This is a genomic window from Streptomyces sp. NPDC056361 (assembly GCF_042262805.1).
Taxonomy (GTDB): Bacteria; Actinomycetota; Actinomycetes; order Streptomycetales; family Streptomycetaceae; genus Streptomyces.
This window is the reverse complement of sequence record NZ_JBHJQI010000002.1, coordinates 33,989-54,468: the sequence shown is the minus strand read 5'-3', so window position 1 is coordinate 54,468 and position 20,480 is coordinate 33,989. Positions and strand designations below refer to the sequence as shown.

At 75.3% G+C, this 20,480-nt stretch carries 18 protein-coding genes; 12 read left to right on the top strand and 6 right to left on the bottom strand.

The window, feature by feature from the left end; translation table 11 throughout:
* Positions 1–232: 232 nt before the first annotated feature.
* The gene (locus tag ACFCY7_RS01100) at positions 233–2,719 is read left to right on the top strand and encodes an MFS transporter (protein WP_376480336.1); all 2,487 of its coding nucleotides are present in this window, start codon (positions 233–235) and stop codon (positions 2,717–2,719) included.
* A 10-nt stretch (positions 2,720–2,729) separates the two neighbouring features.
* On the opposite strand, the gene ACFCY7_RS01095 is transcribed toward ACFCY7_RS01100, so the two are convergent.
* On the bottom strand, positions 2,730–3,890 hold the full coding sequence (locus ACFCY7_RS01095; protein WP_376480404.1) for a hypothetical protein: 1,161 nt from the start codon (positions 3,888–3,890) through the stop codon (positions 2,730–2,732).
* A gap of 372 nt (positions 3,891–4,262) precedes the next feature.
* Between ACFCY7_RS01095 and ACFCY7_RS01090 the strand changes: the two genes are divergently transcribed.
* From ACFCY7_RS01090 to ACFCY7_RS01075, 4 genes are read left to right on the top strand one after another with little or no spacing between them, the layout of a single operon-like run.
* Positions 4,263–5,096: a M55 family metallopeptidase gene (locus ACFCY7_RS01090; RefSeq protein WP_376480335.1), complete on the top strand. Its 834-nt coding sequence runs from the start codon at positions 4,263–4,265 to the stop codon at positions 5,094–5,096.
* The gene (locus tag ACFCY7_RS01085; protein ID WP_376480334.1) at positions 5,089–6,423 is read left to right on the top strand and encodes a M20/M25/M40 family metallo-hydrolase; all 1,335 of its coding nucleotides are present in this window, start codon (positions 5,089–5,091) and stop codon (positions 6,421–6,423) included. Before ACFCY7_RS01090 ends, ACFCY7_RS01085 begins: the two co-directional genes overlap by 8 nt.
* Positions 6,424–6,457: 34 nt before the next feature.
* A complete protein-coding gene (locus tag ACFCY7_RS01080; protein ID WP_376480333.1) occupies positions 6,458–8,461 on the top strand; it encodes a prolyl oligopeptidase family serine peptidase in 2,004 nt (667 codons plus the stop codon).
* Complete coding sequence (locus ACFCY7_RS01075; RefSeq protein WP_376480332.1) at positions 8,458–9,411, top strand: LD-carboxypeptidase; 954 nt, start codon at positions 8,458–8,460, stop codon at positions 9,409–9,411. The genes ACFCY7_RS01080 and ACFCY7_RS01075 overlap by 4 nt, the downstream gene beginning before the upstream one ends.
* A gap of 128 nt (positions 9,412–9,539) precedes the next feature.
* On the opposite strand, the gene ACFCY7_RS01070 is transcribed toward ACFCY7_RS01075, so the two are convergent.
* Complete coding sequence (locus ACFCY7_RS01070; RefSeq protein ID WP_376480331.1) at positions 9,540–10,628, bottom strand: adenosine deaminase; 1,089 nt, start codon at positions 10,626–10,628, stop codon at positions 9,540–9,542.
* A 135-nt stretch (positions 10,629–10,763) separates the two neighbouring features.
* Complete coding sequence (locus tag ACFCY7_RS01065) at positions 10,764–11,537, bottom strand: GntR family transcriptional regulator (RefSeq protein ID WP_376480330.1); 774 nt, start codon at positions 11,535–11,537, stop codon at positions 10,764–10,766.
* A gap of 192 nt (positions 11,538–11,729) precedes the next feature.
* Here ACFCY7_RS01065 and ACFCY7_RS01060 point away from each other — a divergent pair, with 192 nt between their 5' ends.
* The 3 genes from ACFCY7_RS01060 (at position 11,730) to ACFCY7_RS01050 (ending at position 13,060) form a co-directional block, all read left to right on the top strand.
* Entirely contained in the window at positions 11,730–11,981 is a 252-nt protein-coding gene (locus ACFCY7_RS01060) for a lipopolysaccharide assembly protein LapA domain-containing protein (RefSeq protein ID WP_376480329.1), read from the top strand.
* Positions 11,978–12,328: a hypothetical protein gene (locus tag ACFCY7_RS01055; RefSeq protein WP_376480328.1), complete on the top strand. Its 351-nt coding sequence runs from the start codon at positions 11,978–11,980 to the stop codon at positions 12,326–12,328. Before ACFCY7_RS01060 ends, ACFCY7_RS01055 begins: the two co-directional genes overlap by 4 nt.
* Before the next feature lie 165 nt (positions 12,329–12,493).
* Positions 12,494–13,060, top strand: a complete 567-nt coding sequence (locus ACFCY7_RS01050) for a GNAT family N-acetyltransferase (RefSeq protein ID WP_376480327.1) — start codon at positions 12,494–12,496, stop codon at positions 13,058–13,060.
* Here ACFCY7_RS01050 and ACFCY7_RS01045 read toward each other — a convergent pair.
* On the bottom strand, positions 13,048–13,380 hold the full coding sequence (locus ACFCY7_RS01045; protein WP_376480326.1) for a DUF6204 family protein: 333 nt from the start codon (positions 13,378–13,380) through the stop codon (positions 13,048–13,050). The two genes, ACFCY7_RS01050 and ACFCY7_RS01045, sit on opposite strands and share 13 nt — an antisense overlap.
* A gap of 180 nt (positions 13,381–13,560) precedes the next feature.
* Between ACFCY7_RS01045 and ACFCY7_RS01040 the strand changes: the two genes are divergently transcribed.
* Together ACFCY7_RS01040 and ACFCY7_RS01035 are read left to right on the top strand one after the other, a co-directional pair.
* Positions 13,561–15,792, top strand: a complete 2,232-nt coding sequence (locus ACFCY7_RS01040; protein WP_376480325.1) for a DUF5107 domain-containing protein — start codon at positions 13,561–13,563, stop codon at positions 15,790–15,792.
* A 67-nt stretch (positions 15,793–15,859) separates the two neighbouring features.
* Complete coding sequence (locus tag ACFCY7_RS01035; protein WP_376480324.1) at positions 15,860–16,096, top strand: hypothetical protein; 237 nt, start codon at positions 15,860–15,862, stop codon at positions 16,094–16,096.
* Positions 16,097–16,160: 64 nt separating this feature from the next.
* On the opposite strand, the gene ACFCY7_RS01030 is transcribed toward ACFCY7_RS01035, so the two are convergent.
* On the bottom strand, positions 16,161–16,997 hold the full coding sequence (locus ACFCY7_RS01030; RefSeq protein ID WP_376480323.1) for a methyltransferase domain-containing protein: 837 nt from the start codon (positions 16,995–16,997) through the stop codon (positions 16,161–16,163).
* 90 nt (positions 16,998–17,087) lie between these two features.
* Positions 17,088–17,606, bottom strand: coding sequence for a GNAT family N-acetyltransferase (locus ACFCY7_RS01025; protein WP_376480322.1), 519 nt, complete (start codon positions 17,604–17,606; stop codon positions 17,088–17,090).
* A gap of 198 nt (positions 17,607–17,804) precedes the next feature.
* On the opposite strand from ACFCY7_RS01025, the gene ACFCY7_RS01020 reads away from it, so the two are divergent.
* Complete coding sequence (locus tag ACFCY7_RS01020; RefSeq protein ID WP_376480321.1) at positions 17,805–19,061, top strand: sulfite oxidase; 1,257 nt, start codon at positions 17,805–17,807, stop codon at positions 19,059–19,061.
* Positions 19,062–19,143: 82 nt separating this feature from the next.
* On the top strand, positions 19,144–20,376 hold the full coding sequence (locus tag ACFCY7_RS01015; protein ID WP_376480320.1) for an aminotransferase class I/II-fold pyridoxal phosphate-dependent enzyme: 1,233 nt from the start codon (positions 19,144–19,146) through the stop codon (positions 20,374–20,376).
* Positions 20,377–20,480: the final 104 nt, after the last annotated feature.

Below are 20,480 nucleotides of genomic sequence, written 5' to 3'. Positions count from 1 at the left end.
GGGCGTTCACCGATTCGAGTGGATCGCCCGCGCCCCCGTACCGGAGCCCCGCGCACCGAGGGGGCGCGGGCCTCCTCGTAAACGCGCTGATGAGCGACCCAAGTGCGCCGTCGCGCAGGGATGTTCGCCCTCCGGAACGCCACTGACCTCCCGTACCGCCCGACTTGCTCCCCCTTCGCGCGCAATGCGAAGAATGGCGCGGCGCAGACGCCGTGACGAGGGGAGCAGGTACGTGGGTGCGATCACCGCAGTGGAGGACGTCCGGGAAGGCGCGGAACCGCTCGCCGCGGACGGCCCGCCCGACGGCCTCGCGCCGCCGCCCGGCCCCGGCCCGGCCGCCGCCCTCGACCCCCGCCGCGTCCGGCTCGTCTTCTGCGGCCTGATGCTCGCGCTGCTCCTCGCGGCCCTCGAGCAGATGATCGTCGCCACCGCCCTGCCGAAGATCGTCGGCGAACTCCAGGGCCTGGACCGGATGTCCTGGGCGATCACCGCCTACCTGCTGACCTCCACCATCGGCCTGCCGGTGTACGGAAAGCTGGGCGACCTCCTCGGCCGCAAGGGCGTCTTCGTCTTCGCCATCGTCGTCTTCGTCATCGGCTCGGGCCTGGCCGGCTGGTCGCGGTCCATGGACGAGCTCATCGCCTTCCGCGCCCTCCAGGGCGCCGGCGCCGGCGGCCTCATGATCGGCGTCCAGGCGATCATCGCCGACATCGTCCCCGCCCGCGAACGCGGCCGGTACATGGGCCTGATCGGCGCCGCCTTCGGCCTCGCCTCCGTCGCCGGACCCCTCCTCGGCGGCTTCTTCACCGACCACGTCTCCTGGCGCTGGTGCTTCTACTTCAACGTGCCCTTCGGGCTCGTCACCCTCGCCGTCGTCGCCGCCGTCCTCAAGCTCCCCAAGCCCACGGCACGCGCGCGCTTCGACGTCCTCGGCGCCCTGCTCCTCGCCGCCGCCTCCACCTGCCTGGTCCTGCTGACCAGTTGGGGCGGCACCGAGTACGCCTGGGACTCCCGGGTCGTCCTCGCCCTCGCCTGCGGGGCCGCCGTGACCACCGTGCTGTTCCTGGTCGTCGAGCACTTCGCGCCCGAACCCCTCATCCCGCTCCGGCTGTTCCGCGACTCCGTCTTCACCGTCACCGCCCTCGTCGGTGCGGTCGTCGGCATCGCGCTCTTCGGCGCCGCCAGCTACCTCCCCAGCTTCCTGCAGATGGTCGAGGGTGCCAGCGCCACCGAGTCCGGCCTCCTGATGCTGCCCCTGATGGGCGGCATCGTCATCGCCTCCGTCGTCTCCGGCCAGCTCATCAGCCGCACCGGCCACTACAAGATCTATCCGGTGATCGGCGGTGCCGTCTCCGTCCTCGGCATGTGGCTGCTCTCCCGCATGGACACCGACACCCCGCGCCTCCAGTACAGCCTCTGGCAGGCCGTCCTCGGCACCGGCATCGGCCTGGTCATGCCGGTCCTCGTGCTCGCCGTGCAGAACTCCGTGCGCCCGGCCGACCTCGGCACGGCCACCAGCGCCCACAACTACTTCCGCCAGATCGGCGGCAGCGTCGGCGCCGCGGTCTTCGGCACCCTCTTCGCCTCCCGGCTCGACGACGCGCTCGGCGACCGGCTCGCCGGCGTCCTGTCGCGGGGCGGCCCCGTGTCACCGCCGCCCGCCGAGTCGATCACCCCGCAGAGCGTCCACACCCTGCCGCCGGCCCTCCGGGACGCGTACGTCCAGGCGTACGCGGACGCGATGCCGCGGATCTTCCTCTACCTCGTGCCGGTCCTCGTGCTCGGCCTCGTCCTCGCCTTCTTCCTCAAGGAGAAACCGCTGGTGTCCCACCACAGCCCCCTCACCGAGGCCACCGAGGCCACGCGCGCCGACGACTTCGGCGGAGCCCAGGCGGTCCCGCACGCCCGCCACGCCGCTCCCGCTCCCGCCACCCCCGCCAGGGCCGCCGCGGCGCCGCACTCGGGGGTGCCGGTCTGCGGCACCGTCCAGCACCACGACGGCAGCAGGGTGCCCCGGGCCGCCCTCACCCTCATCGACGTCCAGGGGCGGCAGGTGGGCCGCGGCGCGAGCGGCGAGGACGGCAGGTACGCGCTGAGCGTCCCCGGCGGCGGCGCGTACGTCCTGATCGCGGCGGCCGGCGGACACCAGCCCCAGGCCGTGTCCGTCACCGTCGGCGACCGGCCGGTCGAGCTCGACGTCGTCCTCGGCGGCGCGGGGCGCCTCGCGGGCAGCGTCGTCACCGCCGACGGCACCCCGGTGCGGGACGCCGCCGTCACCCTCACCGACGTACGCGGCGAGGTCGTCGCCTCCACCCGCAGCGGGCGCGAGGGCGGATACGTCATCAGCGAGCTCGTCGCGGGCGAGTACACGCTGGCCGCCAGCGCCCCCGCCTTCCGCCCCGCCGCGCTCCCGGTGAGCGTCCAGGCCTCCCGCGAGACCCGCCAGGACATCGAACTGGCCGGCGGCGCGGTGCTCCGCGGCACCGTACGGGCCGGCGGCGGGCGACCCGTCGAGGACGCCCGGGTCACCCTGCTCGACGCCGCGGGGAACGTCGTCGACACCCTCACCACCGGCGCCGACGGCACGTTCCGCTTCGTGGACCTGTCCTCCGGCGAGTACACGGTCATCGCCGCCGGCTACCCGCCCGTCGCGACCGTCCTGCAGATGGCCGGCGGGGGCCGCACCGAGCGCGACCTCCAGCTCGGCCACCAGGACTGACCGACCGGCCTCAGGAGGTGGTCGTCGCCTTGCGCAGTGCGCTGATGCAGGTGCCGATCGCCTCCTGGAGGGCTTCGAGGCGCTGGAGCATGTCGGCCTCGTAGATGTCCTCCTCCATCACCTCGTCCAGGGTCAGCTCCTCGAAGACCTTCGTCGCCTTCTGCAGGCTGTTGTAGAACTTCGTCCGGCGCTCCTGGACGCGCAGCTCCGGATCCTCCTCGACCGCCTTGGCGACCAGGCCCTTCACCGTGTCGTACGCCTCACCGGCCCACTCGCCCGCCTCCTCCGAGTCGTCGAGCTCGTCGAGGAGCGACAGGTGCCGCTCGGCCTCGGCGCGCAGCTCGGCCGGCGCGTCGACGGTCTGCCCGGCGGGCGTCCTGATCTGGCCGTTCTCGACGATCTGGCGCACGTACCCGATGCGGTCGGCCGCCTTCGCCTCGCTCGCCACCGCCTTCTTCAGGTCGTCCGTGCGCGCGATGGCCCGGGCCATCTCCGTCTGGAGCGCCGGGTCCTCCTTCATCCGGTCGAGCAGCGCGCCGCGCGCGGCCTCGGCCGTGCCCGGGTCGGCGAGGATCGCGGCCCGCAGCGCCGTCGGGTTCTCCGCGACCTCCAGGGCCTTCGTCGGCCGGATGCCCTCCGCCTCGGCCGCGGCGGTGATCGCCTGGCCGCGCACCGAGGACGCGCTGTTGCGGGAGGTGTAGTACGACAGCCAGACGTCCGCGTCGGGCAGCTCGATGTCCGCGCCGGGGACCAGGACCTCGAACTGCGGGACCAGGCCGTCGTCGGCCGCCATGTCCCAGGCCTTGTAGTACCGCATGACCCGCTCCGGCGAGCACCCCGCGAGCCGGGCGAACGCCTTCGCCGAGACCTTCGTCCGCGCCGTCCCCTCGGCGGCCTGGCCGCCGGGCCGCACGCTCCGGGCCACCTTCAGCGCGAACGCCCAGCCGCCCGTCCGCGCGTACACGCCGAAATCGTGCGCGTCGCGGACCACGACGGGGTCGTGCTCCCCGTCGCCACCGGCGTCGCCGCCGTCCGCGTCCGCCTCCGCGTCCTGCTCATCGCCCTGGCCCTGGTCCTCGCCCTGCTCCGGCCCGCTCCCGGTGCCGCCGGCGACCTGGGCGGCCTGCGGCTCGGGCGCCGAGGGCTCCCAGAACTCCGGCTCCGCCGCCATGACGGGCACGTCGGACTCGGTGGGCTCGGCGTGCCCGGCGGAACCGGCGTGCCCGGCGGGCGCGAACGGCTCGGACGCGGCGGGCCCGGAGGCCGCGGCGGACTCGACGGGCACGGTTTCGGACGGGGTGAAGGCGATGGTCACCGAGAGCTCTCCGGAAGGTCGGGTGCGACAACTGCGGCCGACAGCCTATACGCACCCGTTGGCGATGTTTCGCCCCATTCGGAGGCACCCGACGCCGGAGGGCCCCGGGGCGCGTACGGAAGCGCCGGATCGAACCGTACCGCCGTTCGGCGGGCGTCATTGGTCCACTCCAACGGCGGTTATCCACAGGGGTGGTAGGGCCGCCGGGCGGCGCGTACGGTGCCAGGCATGAAGATCCTCATCAGCGCCGACATGGAGGGCGCGACCGGTGTGACCTGGCCCGCCGACGTGCTGCCCGGCACGCCCCAGTGGGAGCGGTGCCGCTCGATGTTCACGTCCGACGTGAACGCGGCCGTGCTCGGCTTCTTCGACGGCGGCGCCGACGAGGTCCTGATCAACGAGGCGCACTGGTCCATGCGGAACCTGCTCCTGGAGGGGCTCGACGAGCGGGCCGAGATGCTCACCGGCCGTCACAAGTCCCTCTCGATGGTCGAGGGCGTACAGCACGGGGACGTCGACGGCATCGCCTTCGTCGGCTACCACACGGGCGCCGGCACCGAGGGCGTCCTCGCCCACACCTACCTCGCCAACTCGATCACGGGCGTCTGGCTCGACGGCGAGCGGGCCAGCGAGGGCCTGCTCAACGCCCACGTGGTCGCGGAGTACGGAGTCCCGGTCGTCCTCGTCACCGGGGACGACCTCACCTGCGACGACGCCCTCGGGTACGCGCCCGAGGCGCCCAAGGTCGCCGTCAAGGACTACGTCTCCCGGTACGCGGCGGTGTGCCGCACCCCGGCCAGGACCGCCGCCGACATCCGGGCCGCGGCGAAGTCCGGCGCCGCGCTCGCCGTCCGGCACGAACCGGTCAGGGGCGGACCCTTCACCATGGAGCTGGAGTTCGACGCCGAGCACCTGGGCGCCGCCGCCACGGTGGTTCCCGGCGTGGCGCGGAGCGGCGAGCGGCGCGTCGCGTACACCAGCGGGACCATGTACGAGGCAATCCGTACGTTCAAGGCGGTCACGACCATCGTCTCGGCCGCGGTGGAGGAGCAGTATGGCTGAGGAGGTCCGGGGCCCGGACACGACAGCGCTCGACGAGGTGGTCACCTTCACCTCCGAGCTCATCCGCATCGACACCACCAACCGCGGCGGCGGCGACTGCCGCGAGCGGCCCGCCGCCGAGTACGTCGCCGAGCGGCTCGCCGCCGCAGGCATCGAACCCGCGCTCCTGGAGCGCACCCCCGGCCGCACCAACGTCGTGGCCCGCATCCCCGGCACCGACCCCTCGGCCGACGCGCTCCTCGTCCACGGCCACCTGGACGTCGTCCCCGCCGACCCCGCCGAATGGTCCGTGCACCCCTTCTCCGGAGAGGTCCGCGACGGCGTCGTCTGGGGGCGCGGCGCCGTCGACATGAAGAACATGGACGCGATGGTCCTGGCCGTCGTCCGCTCCTGGGCCCGCCAGGGCGTGCGGCCGCGCCGCGACATCGTCCTCGCCTACACCGCGGACGAGGAGGCCAGCGCCGAGGACGGCTCCGGGTTCCTCGCCGACCGGCACGCCGGACTCTTCGAGGGCTGCACGGAGGGCATCAGCGAATCGGGGGCCTTCAGCTTCCACCCCACGCCCGGCACCACCCTCTACCCGATCGCCGCGGGGGAGCGGGGCACCGCCTGGCTCAAGCTGACCGCCCACGGCCGGGCCGGCCACGGCTCCAAGGTGAACACGGCCAACGCCGTCACCCGCCTCGCCTCCGCCGTCGCCCGCATCGGCGCGCACACCTGGCCCGTCCGCCTCACCGCGACGGTCCGCGCCGCCCTCACCGAACTGGCCGCGCTGTACGGCATCGAGATCGACACGGCCGCGCCCGACCTCGACGTCGACCTCCTCCTCGACAAGCTCGGACCCGCCGCCGCGCTCGTCCAGTCGACCGTCCGCAACAGCGCCAACCCGACGATGCTCGAAGCCGGTTACAAGGTCAACGTCATCCCCGGCCAGGCCGTCGCGTACATCGACGGGCGGATGCTGCCGGGCGCGGAGGAGGAGTTCGCCGCGACGATGGACCTCCTCACCGGGCCCGACGTGGAGTGGGAGTTCCACCACCGCGAAGTGCCCCTGGAGGCCCCCTTCGACTCGCCGACCTTCGCCAAGCTGAGGGCCGCCGTCGAGCGCTTCGACCCGGCCGGACACGTCGTGCCGTACACGATGTCCGGCGGCACCGACGCCAAGCAGTTCTCCCGGCTCGGGATCACCGGCTACGGCTTCTCGCCGCTCAGGCTGCCCCCGGACCTCGACTACGGCGCGCTCTTCCACGGCGTCGACGAACGCGTGCCGGTGGACGCCCTGCACTTCGGCGTCCGGGTGCTCGACCACTATCTGAAGTCCGCGTAGGACAGGGGCAGGACCTGTGACAGGGGGAGTCGACATGGAACCGACCGAGGCCGCCCACGGCAGCTGGCCGTCACCCGTCGACGCGGCGCTCACCGCCGCGCACGACGGCCGGCCCGAGTACCTCGGCGCCGTCGGCGACGAACTGTGGTGGACGGCGCCCCGCCCCGCCGAGGGCGGCCGGCGCGCCCTCGTCCGACGGCGCGCCGACGGCACCGAGGACGGCGTGCTGCCCGCCCCGTGGAACGTCCGCAGTCGGGTGATCGAGTACGGCGGCCAGCCCTGGGCCGCGGTCGCGCGCCCCGCGGACGGACCGCTCGTCGTCTTCGCCCACTTCCCCGACCAGCGGCTGTACGCGTACGAGCCCGACGCCGCGACCGGCGCGGAGCCGCGGCCCCTCACGCCCGTCTCGGCCGTCGGCGACGGACTGCGCTGGGTGGATCCGGTCGTCCGGCCGGAGCTCGGCGAGGTGTGGTGCGTCCTGGAGGAGTTCACCGGACCCGCCCCCACCGACGTGCGCAGGGTCCTCGCCGCCGTGCCGCTGGACGGATCGGCCGCCGAGGACCGCACCGCCGTACGCGAGCTCACCGACGCGCGCCACCGGTTCGTCACCGGGCCCAGGGTCTCGCCGGACGGGCGCCGGGTCGCCTGGATCGCCTGGGACCACCCCCGGATGCCGTGGGACGGCACCGAGGTCCGACTCGCCGAGATCGCCCCCGACGGCACCCTCCGGGACGCCAGGACCGTCGCGGGCGGGCCCACCGAGTCGATCCCGCAGGTCGACTGGGACGCCGGAGGACGACTGCTCCTCGTCAGCGACCGCACCGGCTGGTGGAACCTCTACCGGGCGGAGTTCGGCGCCGACGGCGGCCTCGGCGCACCCGCCGCCCTCTGCCCCCGCGCCGAGGAGTTCGGCGGCCCGCTCTGGAAGATCGGACTCCGCTGGTTCACGCCCCTGGACAACGGGCTGATCGCCGTCGTCCACGGCAGGGGCACCACCGCCCTCGGCATCCTCGACCCCGTCAGCGGCACCCTCGCCGACGCCCCCGGACCCTGGACCGAGTGGGCCTCGACCCTCGCCGCGCACGGCAGCCGGGTCGTCGGCGCCGCCGCCGGACCGCACACCTCCTACGAACTCGTCGAGCTGGACACCCGCACCGGCCGCACCCGGGTGGTCGGCGCCGCGCACACGGACGCCGTCGACCCCGCCTACTACCCGGAGCCCCGCCTCCGCACCTTCACCGGCCCCGGCGGGCGGGAGATCCACGCCCAGGTCCACCCGCCCCGCCACCCCGACTTCACCGGACCCCCGGGGGAACGGCCGCCCTACGTGATCTGGGCGCACGGCGGGCCCACCGGCCACGCCCCGCTCGTCCTCGACCTGGAGATCGCCTACTTCACCTCGCGGGGCATCGGCGTCGCCGAGGTCAACTACGGCGGCTCGACCGGCTACGGACGGGAGTACCGGGAGCGGCTGCGCGAGCAGTGGGGCGTCGTGGACGTCGAGGACTGCGCCGCCGTGGCGGCGGCGCTCGCCGCGGAGGGCACGGCCGACCCGGCCCGGCTCGCCGTGCGGGGCGGCAGCGCCGGCGGCTGGACGGCGGCGGCCTCCCTCGTCGGCACGGACGTCTACGCCTGCGGAACGATCATCTACCCCGTCCTCGACCTGCGCGCCTGGGCGACCGACGAGACCCACGACTTCGAGTCCCAGTACCTCCACGGCCTGGTCGGACCGCTCGACCGGGTACCGGCCCGCTACAAGGAACGCTCACCCGTCGAGCACGTCGACCGGGTCACCGCCCCCTTCCTGCTGCTCCAGGGGCTCGACGACGTCATCTGCCCGCCCGCCCAGGCCGAGCGCTTCCTCGCCCGCGCGGCCGGCCGGGGCGTCCCGCACGCGTACCTCGCCTTCGAGGGGGAGGGGCACGGCTTCCGCAGGGCCGACACGATCACCCGGTCCCTGGAGGCCGAACTCGACCTGTACGTACGGACCTTCGGCATCGATCGCACGGACGTGCCGGCCCTGGAGTACCGCTCATGAGCACCGCGACCCCGCACCCCGCCGCCGAAGGACCGGTCCGGGCCGAGCGGCTCCGCCCCGGGGCCCGGGTCGCCGTCGTCGCCCCCAGCGGGCCCATCCCCGAAGAACGACTCGACGCGGGGCTCGACATCCTGCGCGGCTGGGGCCTCGACCCCGTCGTCGCCCCGCACGTCCTGGACGCCCACCCCACCCTCGGGCACCTCGCCGGACAGGACCGGGCACGGGCCCGCGACCTCACCGAGGCCTGGTGCGACCCCTCCGTCTCCGCCGTGATCTGCGCGCGCGGCGGCTACGGCGCCCAGCGCATGGTCGACCTCGTCGACTGGCCGGCGATCAGGGCGGCCGGGCCCAAGGCGTTCGTCGGCTACAGCGACGTCACCACCCTCCACGAGGCCTTCGCCGTCCGCGCGGGCCTCGCCACCCTGCACGGCCCGATGGTCGCCGCCGCCACGTTCCTCACGGACCCGCGCACCCAGGAGTCCCTGCGCGCCACCCTGTTCGAGCCGGAGTCCGTCCGGACGCTCGGCCTGGAGACGGCGCGGGCCCTGGTGCCCGGCCGCGCCCACGGCGTCACCCTCGGCGGCTGCGCCAGCCTCCTCGCCGCCGACCTCGCCACCCCGCACGCCCGCCCCTCGGCGGGCGGCGGGCTGCTGCTCCTGGAGGACGTGGGCGAGGAGCCGTACCGACTCGACCGCGTCCTCACCCAGCTCATCCGCTCCGGCTGGCTCGACGGCGTCGCGGGCGTCGCCCTCGGCTCCTGGGTGGACTGCGGCCCCTACGAGGACGTGCGCGCCGTCCTCGCCGACCGCCTCGGCGGCCTAGGCGTCCCGGTCGTCGAGGAGCTGGGCTTCGGCCACAGCGCCACGGCACTCACCGTGCCGCTCGGCGTGCCCGCGGTCCTCGACGCGGAGGCGGGCACCCTGACCCTGGACGTACCGGCGCTGCGCTGAGCGGCGGGCCGACGCCCGGTCGGGCGGTCAGGTCGGGCGGTCCGGGCGGGCGGTCAGGTCGGGCGCCGGCCCGCCGCCGTCTCCGGCGACCCGGCCGACCCGAGCGGGACCGGCCGGGCGCGGCGTGCTCAGAGGGCCGCGTACCCCGGGCGGACGACCTCGTCGATCAGCCGTCGGCGGTCCGGCAGCGGGAGGAACGCGGCGTCGAGGGCGGCGACGGTGAACTCCTCGAAGACCTCGGGGCCGTACCCGAAGGCGTCCACCATGTGCTGGAACTCCTCGCTCATGGTGGTGCCGGAGACCAGGCGGTTGTCGGTGTTCAGGGTGATGCGGAAGCCGAGGCGGCGGAGCTCGTCGATCGGGTGCGAGGCGTAGTCCTTCGCCGCGCCCGTCTGGAGGTTGGAGGTCGGGCAGACCTCCAGGGCTATGCGGTTGTCGCGGACGTACGAGGCCAGTCGGCCCAGGGTGCCGTCCTCGGCGATGTCGTCCGTGATCCGGACGCCGTGGCCGATCCGCTCGGTGCCGCAGACCTGCACGGCCTCGTGGATCGACTCCGCGCCGACGGCCTCGCCCGCGTGGATCGTGAAGTGGCAGTTCTCCCGCTTCAGGTGCTGGAAGGCGGGGAGGTGGCGGGCCGGCGGGTTGCCGATCTCGCCGCCGGCGATGTCGAAGCCGGCCACGCCGTTGTCGCGGTGCGCGACCGTGAGGCGCGCGATCTCCAGGGACCGGTCCGTGTGGCGCATGCCGGTGAGCAGCGTACGGACGGTGATCCGGCCGCCGGAGCGGCGCTCGCCCTCGCGGAAGCCGTCGTTGACCGCCTCGACGACCTCGTCGAGGGTCAGCCCGCCCTCCAGGTGCTGTTCGGGGGCGTAGCGGATCTCGGCGTAGACGACGCCGTCCGCCGCCAGGTCCTCGGCGCACTCGGCCGCGATGCGCGCCAGCGCCTCGCGGGTCTGCATCACCGCGCAGGTGTGGGCGAACGTCTCCAGGTACCGCTCCAGCGAACCGGAGTCGGCGGCGTCCCGGAACCACACCGCGAGCGCGGCCGGGTCCTCGGTCGGCAGCGCGGTGTAGCCGCACTCGCGTGCCAGCTCGACGATGGTCGCGGGGCGCAGCCCGCCGTCGAGGTGGTCGTGCAGGACGGCCTTGGGGGCCCGGCGGATCCACTCGGAAACGGCGGGGGCGGCAGGCGTGGCAGAGTTGTCAGACAAGTGCATGGCCGGGAAGTGTACGCCACGCCCGGGACGGGTGCTGTGGCGGCCGCGACAGGCGACCGGGGCGCGACGTCCAGGGGCCCCGCGGGGGCCCGGGGGCCGTTCGGCGCGGCTCGCCTTCGCCCCGTCGGCCGGTGGTCAGTGGGACTGCAGCACCGGCAGCGCGGGCGCGCCCGTGGGGAGCATGTGCTTGGCGGCCAGGACGGGAGTCTCGCCGACCCGCACGACCTGGGTGACCAGGACCGCGGGCGTGTCCGCGGGGCGGCCGAGCTGCTCGCCGCGCCGGCGCCCGAGCAGGGTGGCCGTGATGCCGCTGTGCGCGCTCAGGGCCGTCTCGCGGGAGGCGCCGACGAGGACCGAGAGCATGGAGACGGCGGGGCCGGGCCCGGCCTCCGCGGGGGGTTCGGGGTCCGCCGCCCGCAGCGCGCGGGCGAAGTCGGGGTGGACCCGGTCGAGCAGGTCGTCCGGCGCCGCCCACTCGTGGCTGAGGGCCGCCGCCGTGCCCTCTCCGGTCAGCACCGACTCCCAGAAGCGCAGCTCGGCGCGGGCCGGGGCGAGCAGGTGCTGGGTGGTGAAGTCGGTCGGCTCCTCGACGGTGCGCAGCAGCGCCCGGACGCGCAGCGGCGTGCCGGCGCCGATGAGTTCCTCCAGCGGCTGGACGTGCTCGAAGCCGCGCCGGGGCGGCCGGTCGTTGACCGTGCGGCCGACCCCTCGGCGCACGGTCAGGACGCCGTCCTCCTGGAGCAGCAGGAGCGCCTCGCGCAGGGCCGGTCGGCTCACGCCCAGTTCGGCGGCGAGCTTCGGTTCGGAGGGGAGCGTCGAGCCCGGCGGGTAGGTGCCGTCGTGGACGGCGTCCGCGATCCGCTCGTAGAGCGCCACGACCGGTCGCCGCCGCTGTCCGCTGACCGCCACGGCCCCTCCTCGTCTCGTCCCGGCCGCCTGGTCCCCGCCGGTGTCCGGCACCCACGGTAGCGGCCCGCGTTGTCTGACAAGTCACCCGTACGGCTCTCCCCACCGGCCCAGTGGGGCTCCGCTCGGCCCATTCTGGACCCACGGCGGGTCGGCTCGTACGACCGACGGCACGACGGAGGAGAGGGGCCGGGCATGAGTCGCAAGGAGACGCCACGGGCGGCGCACGGGAGTGCGTCCCGGTTCAGCGGAGCCTTCACTCCGGGCCGGATCGCGATGATCGCGGTCGCGGTCCTCACCCTCGTCTTCATCTTCGAGAACACCGGTGAGGTCAAGATCCGACTGCTGATCCCCGAAGTGACCATGCCGCTGTACGTGGCCCTGCTCGCGACCGCCCTCCTCGGCGCCGCCTGCGGCTACTACGTCGCCGCCCGGAGGCGGAAGTGAGGCGGGCCGCCGTCGTGGGCGCGGGAGCGGTCCTCGCGCTCGCGGCCGTCGCCGTCAGCTCGGCCGGGGAGGCCGCCGCTCCCGACGACGACGCCGGGACGCGGCCGATGCCGAACTTCCTGGGCCGCGGGCTCTGGCGGGTCTTCACCCGCCTTCCGCGCCGGACCCGGCTGGACGTCCACGACGTGAGCGGGCGCGACCGGCGGGTGCTCTGGCCGCCGAGCTGGCAGGTCTGCACCCAGTACCCGTCGGCCGGCACGGGTCTCGACCGCCGCACCACGGTCATGATCGGCGTCGTCCGCAAGGGCGAGAGCTGCCCCCCGCGCGTCCAGAGCGCCCGCCGCTGAGCCCGGACGCCGCGCCCGGACGCCGCACCCCGTTCGGACCGCTGAGCCCGGACGTCGCGCGCACGCCACCCCGGGACGCCGCACCCGCACGCCACACCCGCGCGCCGCGCCCTGTTCCGGCCTCGATGCGCTCCTGATCCGCCGTACACCCCCTAGCCTGGCCCCATGTCCGACGATCCCGGCCGGTACCTCGCGGCAGGGCCCCGCGTGGGCCTGCGTGCCTTCTCGCCCGACGACGCGGGGGAGTTCACCGCGCGGGCCCGGGAGAGCCGGGAGCTGCACCGCCCCTGGCTGTTCCCGCCGTGCACGGCGGAGGCGTACGCCGCGTACGCGGGCGCACTCCTGGGGGACCCGGCGCGCGCCGGGTTCCTGGTGTGCGCGCGGGAGGACGGAGGACGGATCGCCGGGTTCGTCAACATCAACAACATCGTCCGAGGCGCTTTCCGGAGCGGGGCGCTCGGCTACGGCGCCTTCGCGCACGCCGCCGGGCGCGGACTGCTCACCGAGGCGCTCGGGGTGCTCCTGGCGTACGCCTTCGGGCCGCTGGACCTGCACCGTCTGGAGGCGAACATCCAGCCGGGCAACACGGCCTCCCGCGCGCTCGTCCGCCGCGCGGGCTTCCGTCTGGAGGGGTTCTCGCCGGCGATGCTGTTCATCGACGGCGCCTGGCGGGACCACGAACGCTGGGCGATCACGGCCCCGGAACCCCGGGGCGCGGCTCAGCGCTTGTAGTTGATCTTCATCGTGTCGAGGTCCGTCACGGTGGAGCGCAGCGGCCCGTGCGCGTGGCCGAGCTCCTTGAGCGCGGTCTCCACCCGGTCCTCGGCGAGGGCCCCCGCCATCTCGTCGCCGTCCGCCGCGTCGGAGACGACGACCAGACGGTACGAGAAGTGCTTCAGGGTCCGGTCGTAGGCGAGCGAGCCCTCCTCCGTGAACTGCATCGCGGTCAGCCCGTGCGCGTCCACCTCGGCGAGCAGCCGGGTGCGGCTCTCCTCCGACAGACCGTCGAACGTGCCGCGCACGATGACCCGGTAGGTGTGCTGCGTGCCCATTCCTCGTACTCCCTGTGCCATGGTTCCCTCGGCCGCCGGGGCGGCGCCGACCCACCACAGTACGGCGGCGGGCGCCCGGGCCGCCGGGAATATCCGGGCCGCCGGCGCCGCCGCTCCTTTACCGAAGCCTGACGTGGAGAACCCCTGGTCACGGCCGACCCCGGCGTGTTCCATGGGGCCATGACGACCGTACGACGTGCCGTACTGACGCTGCCCGCGGCCCCGTTGGGCCCGGACAACCCGCTGCCCGCGCTGCGCCCCCACGACGGGACGCACGCGGTCGACGCGCACACCCTCGCGTCCCTGCCGCGCGACATGGCCCGAGGCATCGGGCGAGACCCCCTGCGCAGCCTGCTGCCCGCGCCGGTGCGCGACGGCTACGGGCGCGAGCGCACCCCCACGGACCTCGACGCGATCGTGATCGAGAACGACCGGCTCCGGGTGACCGTGCTGCCCGGCCTCGGCGGCCGCGTCCACTCCCTGCACCACAAGCCCACCGGGCGCGAACTCCTCTACCGCAACCCGGTGTTCCAGCCCGCGGCGTTCGCGCTCAACGGCGCCTGGTACTCCGGCGGCATCGAGTGGAACATCGGCGCGACCGGCCACACCGCGCTGTCGTGCTCGCCCCTCCACGCCGCGACCGTCCCCGCCCCCGACGGCGGCCCGATGCTCCGCCTCTGGGAGTGGGAACGACTGCGCGACCTCCCCTTCCAGGTCGACCTCTGGCTCCCGGAGGGCTCCGACTTCCTCTACGCCGGGATCCGCGTCCGCAACCCCCACGAGCACACCGCACCCGTCTACTGGTGGTCGAACACCGCCGTGCCCGAGGACCGCCGGATCCTCGCCCCCGCCGACGCGGCCTGGCACCACGGCTACGACCGCGGCCTGCGACGGGTCCCCGTCCCCGTCACCGAGGACGGCACCGACCGTTCGTACCCGCTGAACGGCACGCACGCCGCCGACTGGTTCTACGACCTGCCCGACGGGCAGCGCCGCTGGATCGCGGCCCTCGACGGCGACGGCACCGGCCTCGTCCACACCTCCACCGACCCGCTGCGCGGCCGCAAGCTCTTCCTCTGGGGAGCGGATCGCGGCGGCCGCCGCTGGCAGGAGTGGCTGACCGAGCCCGGCACCCCCGGCTACGCCGAGATCCAGGCCGGACTCGCCCGCACCCAGCTGGAGCACCTGGAGCTCGCGGGCGGCGCCGAGTTCAGCTGGCTGGAGGCGTACGGGCCGCTGGCCGCCGATCCCGCCACGGCCCTCGGCGACGACTGGACGGCGGCCCGCACCGAGGTCGAGGGCGCCCTCGCCGCGGCGCTGCCCCGCGCCTCGGTCGACGCGGCCTACACGGCCTGGCGGGAGGGCGCCGCCGACACCGCGCCGGGGACGCCCCTCGCGACCGGTTCCGGCTGGGGCGCGCTCGAAGTGCTGCGCGGACGCCACGACCTGCCGGGCACCCCGTTCCCCGAGTCGACGATCGGGCCGGACCAGGAGCCCTGGCGCGTGCTGCTGCGCACCGGTGTCCTGCCGGCCCCGGCGAAGGGCGCCGCGCCGGGCCCGCCGCTGGTGGCCGCCCCGTGGCGGGACATGCTGGAGACCGCCCCCGCCGACCCGTCCACCGAGTACCACCTCGGCATCGCCCAGTGGCACGCCGGTGACCGCGCCCAGGCGGTACGGAGCTGGGAGCGCGGCCTGCGGGACGCCGAGGTCCGCTGGCCCCTGCTGTACTGCCTGGCCGTCGCCGACCGCGAGGACGGCCACCCCGCGCGCGCCGCCGACCGGTTCACGGAGGCCTTCGCCGAGCACGCCGAGGCCTTCGGCACCGAGACCGGGGCCGAGGTCGAGGCCGCCGGCCGCGCCGGCGTCGGGCCGCAGGAGACGGGCCACGTGGAGATGTGGCTCGCGGACACCAGGGCCGCGTACAGCCCCCGGACGCCGTACGCCCGGACCCATGACGACCGGACCCCGTACGACCGGCCCGCGGGCGCACGGCCCCTGGGTGCGGGGCCGTCCGGTGTCGGGCCTTCGGGTGCCGGGCACTTGGACGACGGGTACGTGGACGCCCGGCACTCGGGCGCAGGCCTCGTTTCGCGGACCGGCGACGGGATCGCGGTGGCCGCGGCGCTCGGGCGCGAGGCGATCGGCGCCCTGCTCGCCGCCGGACGGCCCGGCACGGCGGGGGAGGTGTGGGCGAGGCTCCCGGAGGAGGTCCGGGGCCGGGGCGCGTTCCGGCTCCTGGAGGCGCGGATCCTGCTCGCGGAGGGCAGGACGGGCGAGGCCCGCGCAGTCTTCGACGCGGGCTTCGAGGTCGCCGACCTGCGCGAGGGCGCCGAGGTCCTGGGCGAGCTGTGGGCGCAGCTCACGGACGAACCCCTGCCGGACGCCTACGAGTTCAGGATGCGTCCGCACTGACGCAGGAGCCGCGGGTGGCGGTACCGTGGGGCCGCGCGGCGAGCGCCGCGGGGGACGGGGGCCGCAGATGACGTCCTGGGCGACGGTCGAGTGCCGGTGCGGCCACCCGCGCTTCCGCCATGACGCGCCCCGGTTCTCCGGTGCCTGCGCCGTGTGCCTGTGCGGCGGGTTCGAGCTGCCGCCGGCGGCGGCCGGCTCGGCGGACCCCGCGCCCGCCCGGCCGGAGCCGGACCGCACCCCGCATCCGAACTGCCCCCTCCAGGACCCGGACTGCCTCGGATTCCACGACTTCTTCCGGGACTGAGGCGGTCCGTTCGCGGTCCGTGACCAAGGTGGTCCGTTCGCGGTCCGGCCCCCTCGTAGGTGCGTCAGGAGACCCGGCACAGGATCTCGCCGTGCGGGACCATGAACCAGGCGTCCTCCTGCTCGCCCCACTCACGCCAGGCCTCGCCGATCGCCGTCAGTTCGGCGGCGGTCGCGTGGCCGCCGGACACGGCCAGTTCGGCGTAGACGGACGCGGTCGTACGGTCCGCCCACAGGCCGCTCCACCAGGCCCGCTCCTCCGGGGTGGCGAAGCACCAGGTGCCGGCCGTCGTCGTGACGTCGGTGAAGCCGGCCTGCCGGGCCCAGGAGAACAGCCGCCGCCCGGCGTCCGGTTCGCCGCCGTTGGCGCGCGCGACGCGGTGGTACAGGTCCAGCCACCCGTCCAGGGCGGGCCGTTCGGGGTACCAGGCGAAGGCCCCGTAGTCGCTGTCGCGGGCGGCGACGACGCCGCCGGGCCGGCACACCCGCCGCATCTCGCGCAGCGCCTGGACCGGGTCGCCGACGTGCTGCAGCACCTGATGGGCGTGGACGACGTCGAAGGAGTCGTCGGGGAAGTCCAGCGCGTGGACGTCGGCCACGGCGAACTCGACGTTCTCCAGGCCGCGTTCGGCGGCCACGGCGCGGGCCTTGTCCAGGACGTCGTCGGCCGCGTCGACCGCCGTCACGCGGCCGGGCGCCACCAGCGCGGCCAGGTCGGCGGTGATGGTGCCGGGGCCGCAGCCCACGTCCAGGACGTCCAGGCCCGCGCGCAGTTCCGGCAGCAGGTAGGCGGCCGAGTTGGCGGCGGTGCGCCAGGTGTGCGAGCGCAGGACGGACTCGTGGTGGCCGTGGGTGTAGACGGCGGTCTCGTGGGCCGCGGACGGTGCGGAGGCGTGCGTCATGGAAGCGACTCCCTCGGTGTGGGTGCGTGTCACCACCGTAAGCGCGACCGCCGAATATTGAGATAGGCGTCTTGGAATGTGGACAGCACCTCAACTGAACAGGGCTCTCCGGTAACGGAGTTCGTCGAGCTCCACGCCGCCGGTCTCCTCGCGCACGACCTCGCCGTCCGGCCGCCAGCCCGCCGCCTCGTAGAACCTCCGCCCCCGCGCGTTCCCCGCGAACACCCACAGGGCCGCCTCGCGGAACCCGTCCGCCGCGAGCGCCCCGACCGAGGCCGAGAGCAGCGCCCGTCCGACGCCGGTGCCCCACACCTCCGGCAGGGCGTACAGCGCCGCGAGCTCCGCCGTCGTCCCGGCGGGCAGGGCCTCGTCCGGCCAGGCCCGGAAGCACGAGAAGGCGACCGGCCGGCCGTCGGCGCCCGTGCTCAGCAGCACCGTGGGCCGGTCCGGCGCCGTCAGCCGGGCCCGCCACACGGCGGAACGCTCCTCGACGTCGAGGGCGTCCAGGTACGCGGCGGGGAGCAGGTCGCGGTAGGCGGCCCGCCAGGACCGGACGTGCACGGCGGCGAGCGCGGCCGCGTCCTCGGGAAGTGCTTCGCGTATCGGCATGCGACATTGTCGGTCCGGGGGACGGCCGTCCGCTCACGATTTCCCGCACGCCCGACCGGCAGGCCGACGGGCGGCTGCCCGACCTGACGAATCCGTGTATGACAGGAATATGAACGGGCCGTGCGGGCCCGGCCCGCGCCCCTAGGATCGGCGCGCCGCCGCCCGGCGGTCCGCCCCTCCCACGTGCCGAGGAGTCCCGTGCCGTACTCGCCCGCGCCCGCCCGCCGCTCCCTGCTGAAGCTGATCGCAGCGGGCCCGGCGGTCTCCGCCGTCGGCGGGCTCGCCGCCGCCGCACCCGCGCACGCCGTGACGGTGCCCGCACCGGCCGCGCCCGCGACGGTGGCCGCCGCACCCGTCGCGACGGCCGCCGCCGCGCCCGGGATCGTCAAGGCCCTCCCGGCCGAGCACTTCACCGTCCGGGGCACCAACGCCGAGGCGCGGTACGACGCCCTCGGCGACACCGGCCTCCTCACCCCCGCCGACCGGTTCTTCGTCCGCAACCACACCAGCACCCCCGTGCTCGACGCCGACGACTGGCGGCTGACCCTCTGGGGCGACGGCCTCCACGGCCGGAGCCCCGTCCACTTCACCTACGGCCAGCTGCGCGACCTGCCCTCCGTCACCCGTACGGCCCTGATCGAGTGCGCCGGAAACGGCCGCAGCCTCTACACCAGCCAGCAGGGCGAGCCGGTCACCGGCACCTCCTGGACCCTCGGCGCCGTCGGCGCGGCCCGCTGGCGCGGCGTCCGCCTCTCCGACGTGCTGCGGCGCGCCGGGATCGCCCGCGACGCCGTCGACCTCCAGCCGCGCGGCCTCGACGACCCGTACGTCTCCGGCGGCGTCGACTACGGCCGGGTGCGGCGCCCGCTGCCGGTCGCCAAGGCCTTCGACGACGTGATCCTCGCGTACGAGATGAACGGCGAACCGCTCCCGTACGACCACGGCTACCCGGTCCGGCTCGTCGTCCCCGGCTGGGTGGGCATCGCGTCCGTCAAGTGGCTCGGCGACATCGAGGTCTCCACCCGTCCGCTCAGCTCGCCCTGGTCCACCGACTGGTACCGCCTCTTCGGCCCCGCGCACCCGGCCGGCGGCAGCGCCCCGATCAGCCGCCAGACCCTCAAGTCCGCCTACCAGCTGCCCTTCGGCGCCACCCTGGAGTCCGACCGCGTCCACCGGCTCACCGGACGCGCCTGGTCCGCCCTCGCGCCCGTGCGGACCGTCGAGGTCTCCACCGACGGCGGCGCCCACTGGCGCCACGCCCGGCTCCTCGACACCCCCCGCAAGGACGGCTGGGTCCGCTGGACCGTGCCGTGGCGCCCGCACACCACCGGACCCGGCACCCTGCTCTCCCGTACCACCGACGCCGCCGGCAACACCCAGCCCGAGCGGGCCGTCCACAACACCCAGGGGTACCTCTTCAACGCGGTCGTACGTCACCCGATCACCGTCGTCTGAAGCGGCGGAACCGCCCGAACCTTCGTATAAAGGGCACGGGGGTGCCTGCCCGGCGCCCCCGTGCGCTCAGGAGGTACGGGACATGCGGCAGACGGCTCCCGAAGGCCGCGGCCCGGTGCGCTACGGCCCTCCCGCGCCCGACACCGGCCTGCCCGTCCTGCCCGGACTCGCCGCCCTCCTTGCCGCGGCCGCCGCGCGGACGGTCGCCGAGCCGCCCGGCGGCGGACCCGTCCTCCGGGAGGCCGCCGCCGGCTACTGGTGGCGCCGCGGCCTGCGCACCCACCCCGAGGACGTGGTCGCCGCCCCCGGCGCCCCCGCCCTCCTGCTCGCCCTGCTCGCCGCCCACGGCGGCGACCTCCTGCTGCCCCGGCCCTGCCCCGCCTGGTGGACCCCGCAGGCCCGGCTCCTCGGCCGCCCGGCGTACCACGTGCCCACCCCCGCCGAGTGCGGCGGCGTCCCCGACCCGTACGCCCTCCTGGAGACCGTCCGGCGCGTCCGCGCCGAAGGCGGCGACCCCCGGGTCCTGCTGCTCTCGGTCGCCGACGACCCCACCGCCACCGTCGCCCCGCCCGAGATCGTCCGCGAGGCCTGCGAGGCCGCCGTCGCCGAGGGACTGCACGTCATCAGCGACGAGACCTGGCGCGACACCCTCCACCACCCCCACGACACCGTGCTCCTCGGCCCCGCCGAGATGTGCCCCGACGACGTGACCGTCCTCAGTGACCTCGGCGGCGCCCTCACCCCCGTCGCCTGGCCCTGCGCCGTCGCCCGCTTCCCGCCCACGGACCCCTCGCGCGCCGACCGATGGACCGACCCCAGGGCCCGTGTCCTCGACGTCCTCACCGTCCTCGGGGCCGTCGTTCCCGGCCCGGTGGCCCCCGCCGCCGCGCACGCCCTCGACGAACCCGAGGACGTCACCGTGCGCGCCCGGCACGCCGCCGCCGTCCACGGGCGGCTCGCCGCGGCCGCGCACCGCGCCGTCCTCGCCGCCGGGGCCCTCGCCAGGCCCCCGCAGGCCGGCCGCCACCTCTACGCCGACCTCGGGCCGCTCCGCTCCGGCCTCGCCGCCCGCGGCGTCACCGACTCCCTGGACCTGGAGAGCCACCTCACCGCACGGCTCGGCGCCCCCGCCCCCGGCGGCCACCGCTTCGGCGACGAACCCGGCGCCCTCCGCGTCAGGTTCGGCACCGCCATGTTCCTGGGCACCACCGAGACCGAACGCGCCGAGGCCCTCGACGCGCGCGACCCCCTCGACCTTCCCCATGTGGCCCGGAAAATGGCCGAGTTCGAGGGAGCCCTGGAGGAACTCCGGTGACCGCGTGCCCGAGCGGCGCCCGACCGGACCTCGAACCCCGCACCCCGCACTGGTACGTGGCACCCCGCACCCCGCACCGCCGGAACCCCGCCCACCGCCCGCCG

Excerpts from the sequence above, each read along its gene's own strand:
- ACFCY7_RS01095 (WP_376480404.1), bottom strand. The coding sequence starts at position 3,890 with ATGGCGGCGGAGCCGGAGTTCTGGGAGCCCTCGGCGCCCGAGCCGCAG.
- ACFCY7_RS01090 (WP_376480335.1), top strand. The coding sequence starts at position 4,263 with ATGAAGATCCTCATCAGCGCCGACATGGAGGGCGCGACCGGTGTGACC.
- ACFCY7_RS01085 (WP_376480334.1), top strand. The coding sequence starts at position 5,089 with ATGGCTGAGGAGGTCCGGGGCCCGGACACGACAGCGCTCGACGAGGTG.
- ACFCY7_RS01080 (WP_376480333.1), top strand. The coding sequence starts at position 6,458 with ATGGAACCGACCGAGGCCGCCCACGGCAGCTGGCCGTCACCCGTCGAC.
- ACFCY7_RS01075 (WP_376480332.1), top strand. The coding sequence starts at position 8,458 with ATGAGCACCGCGACCCCGCACCCCGCCGCCGAAGGACCGGTCCGGGCC.
- ACFCY7_RS01070 (WP_376480331.1), bottom strand. The coding sequence starts at position 10,628 with ATGCACTTGTCTGACAACTCTGCCACGCCTGCCGCCCCCGCCGTTTCC.
- ACFCY7_RS01060 (WP_376480329.1), top strand. The coding sequence starts at position 11,730 with ATGAGTCGCAAGGAGACGCCACGGGCGGCGCACGGGAGTGCGTCCCGG.
- ACFCY7_RS01050 (WP_376480327.1), top strand. The coding sequence starts at position 12,494 with ATGTCCGACGATCCCGGCCGGTACCTCGCGGCAGGGCCCCGCGTGGGC.
- ACFCY7_RS01045 (WP_376480326.1), bottom strand. The coding sequence starts at position 13,380 with ATGGGCACGCAGCACACCTACCGGGTCATCGTGCGCGGCACGTTCGAC.
- ACFCY7_RS01040 (WP_376480325.1), top strand. The coding sequence starts at position 13,561 with ATGACGACCGTACGACGTGCCGTACTGACGCTGCCCGCGGCCCCGTTG.
- ACFCY7_RS01035 (WP_376480324.1), top strand. The coding sequence starts at position 15,860 with ATGACGTCCTGGGCGACGGTCGAGTGCCGGTGCGGCCACCCGCGCTTC.
- ACFCY7_RS01030 (WP_376480323.1), bottom strand. The coding sequence starts at position 16,997 with ATGACGCACGCCTCCGCACCGTCCGCGGCCCACGAGACCGCCGTCTAC.
- ACFCY7_RS01025 (WP_376480322.1), bottom strand. The coding sequence starts at position 17,606 with ATGCCGATACGCGAAGCACTTCCCGAGGACGCGGCCGCGCTCGCCGCC.
- ACFCY7_RS01015 (WP_376480320.1), top strand. The coding sequence starts at position 19,144 with ATGCGGCAGACGGCTCCCGAAGGCCGCGGCCCGGTGCGCTACGGCCCT.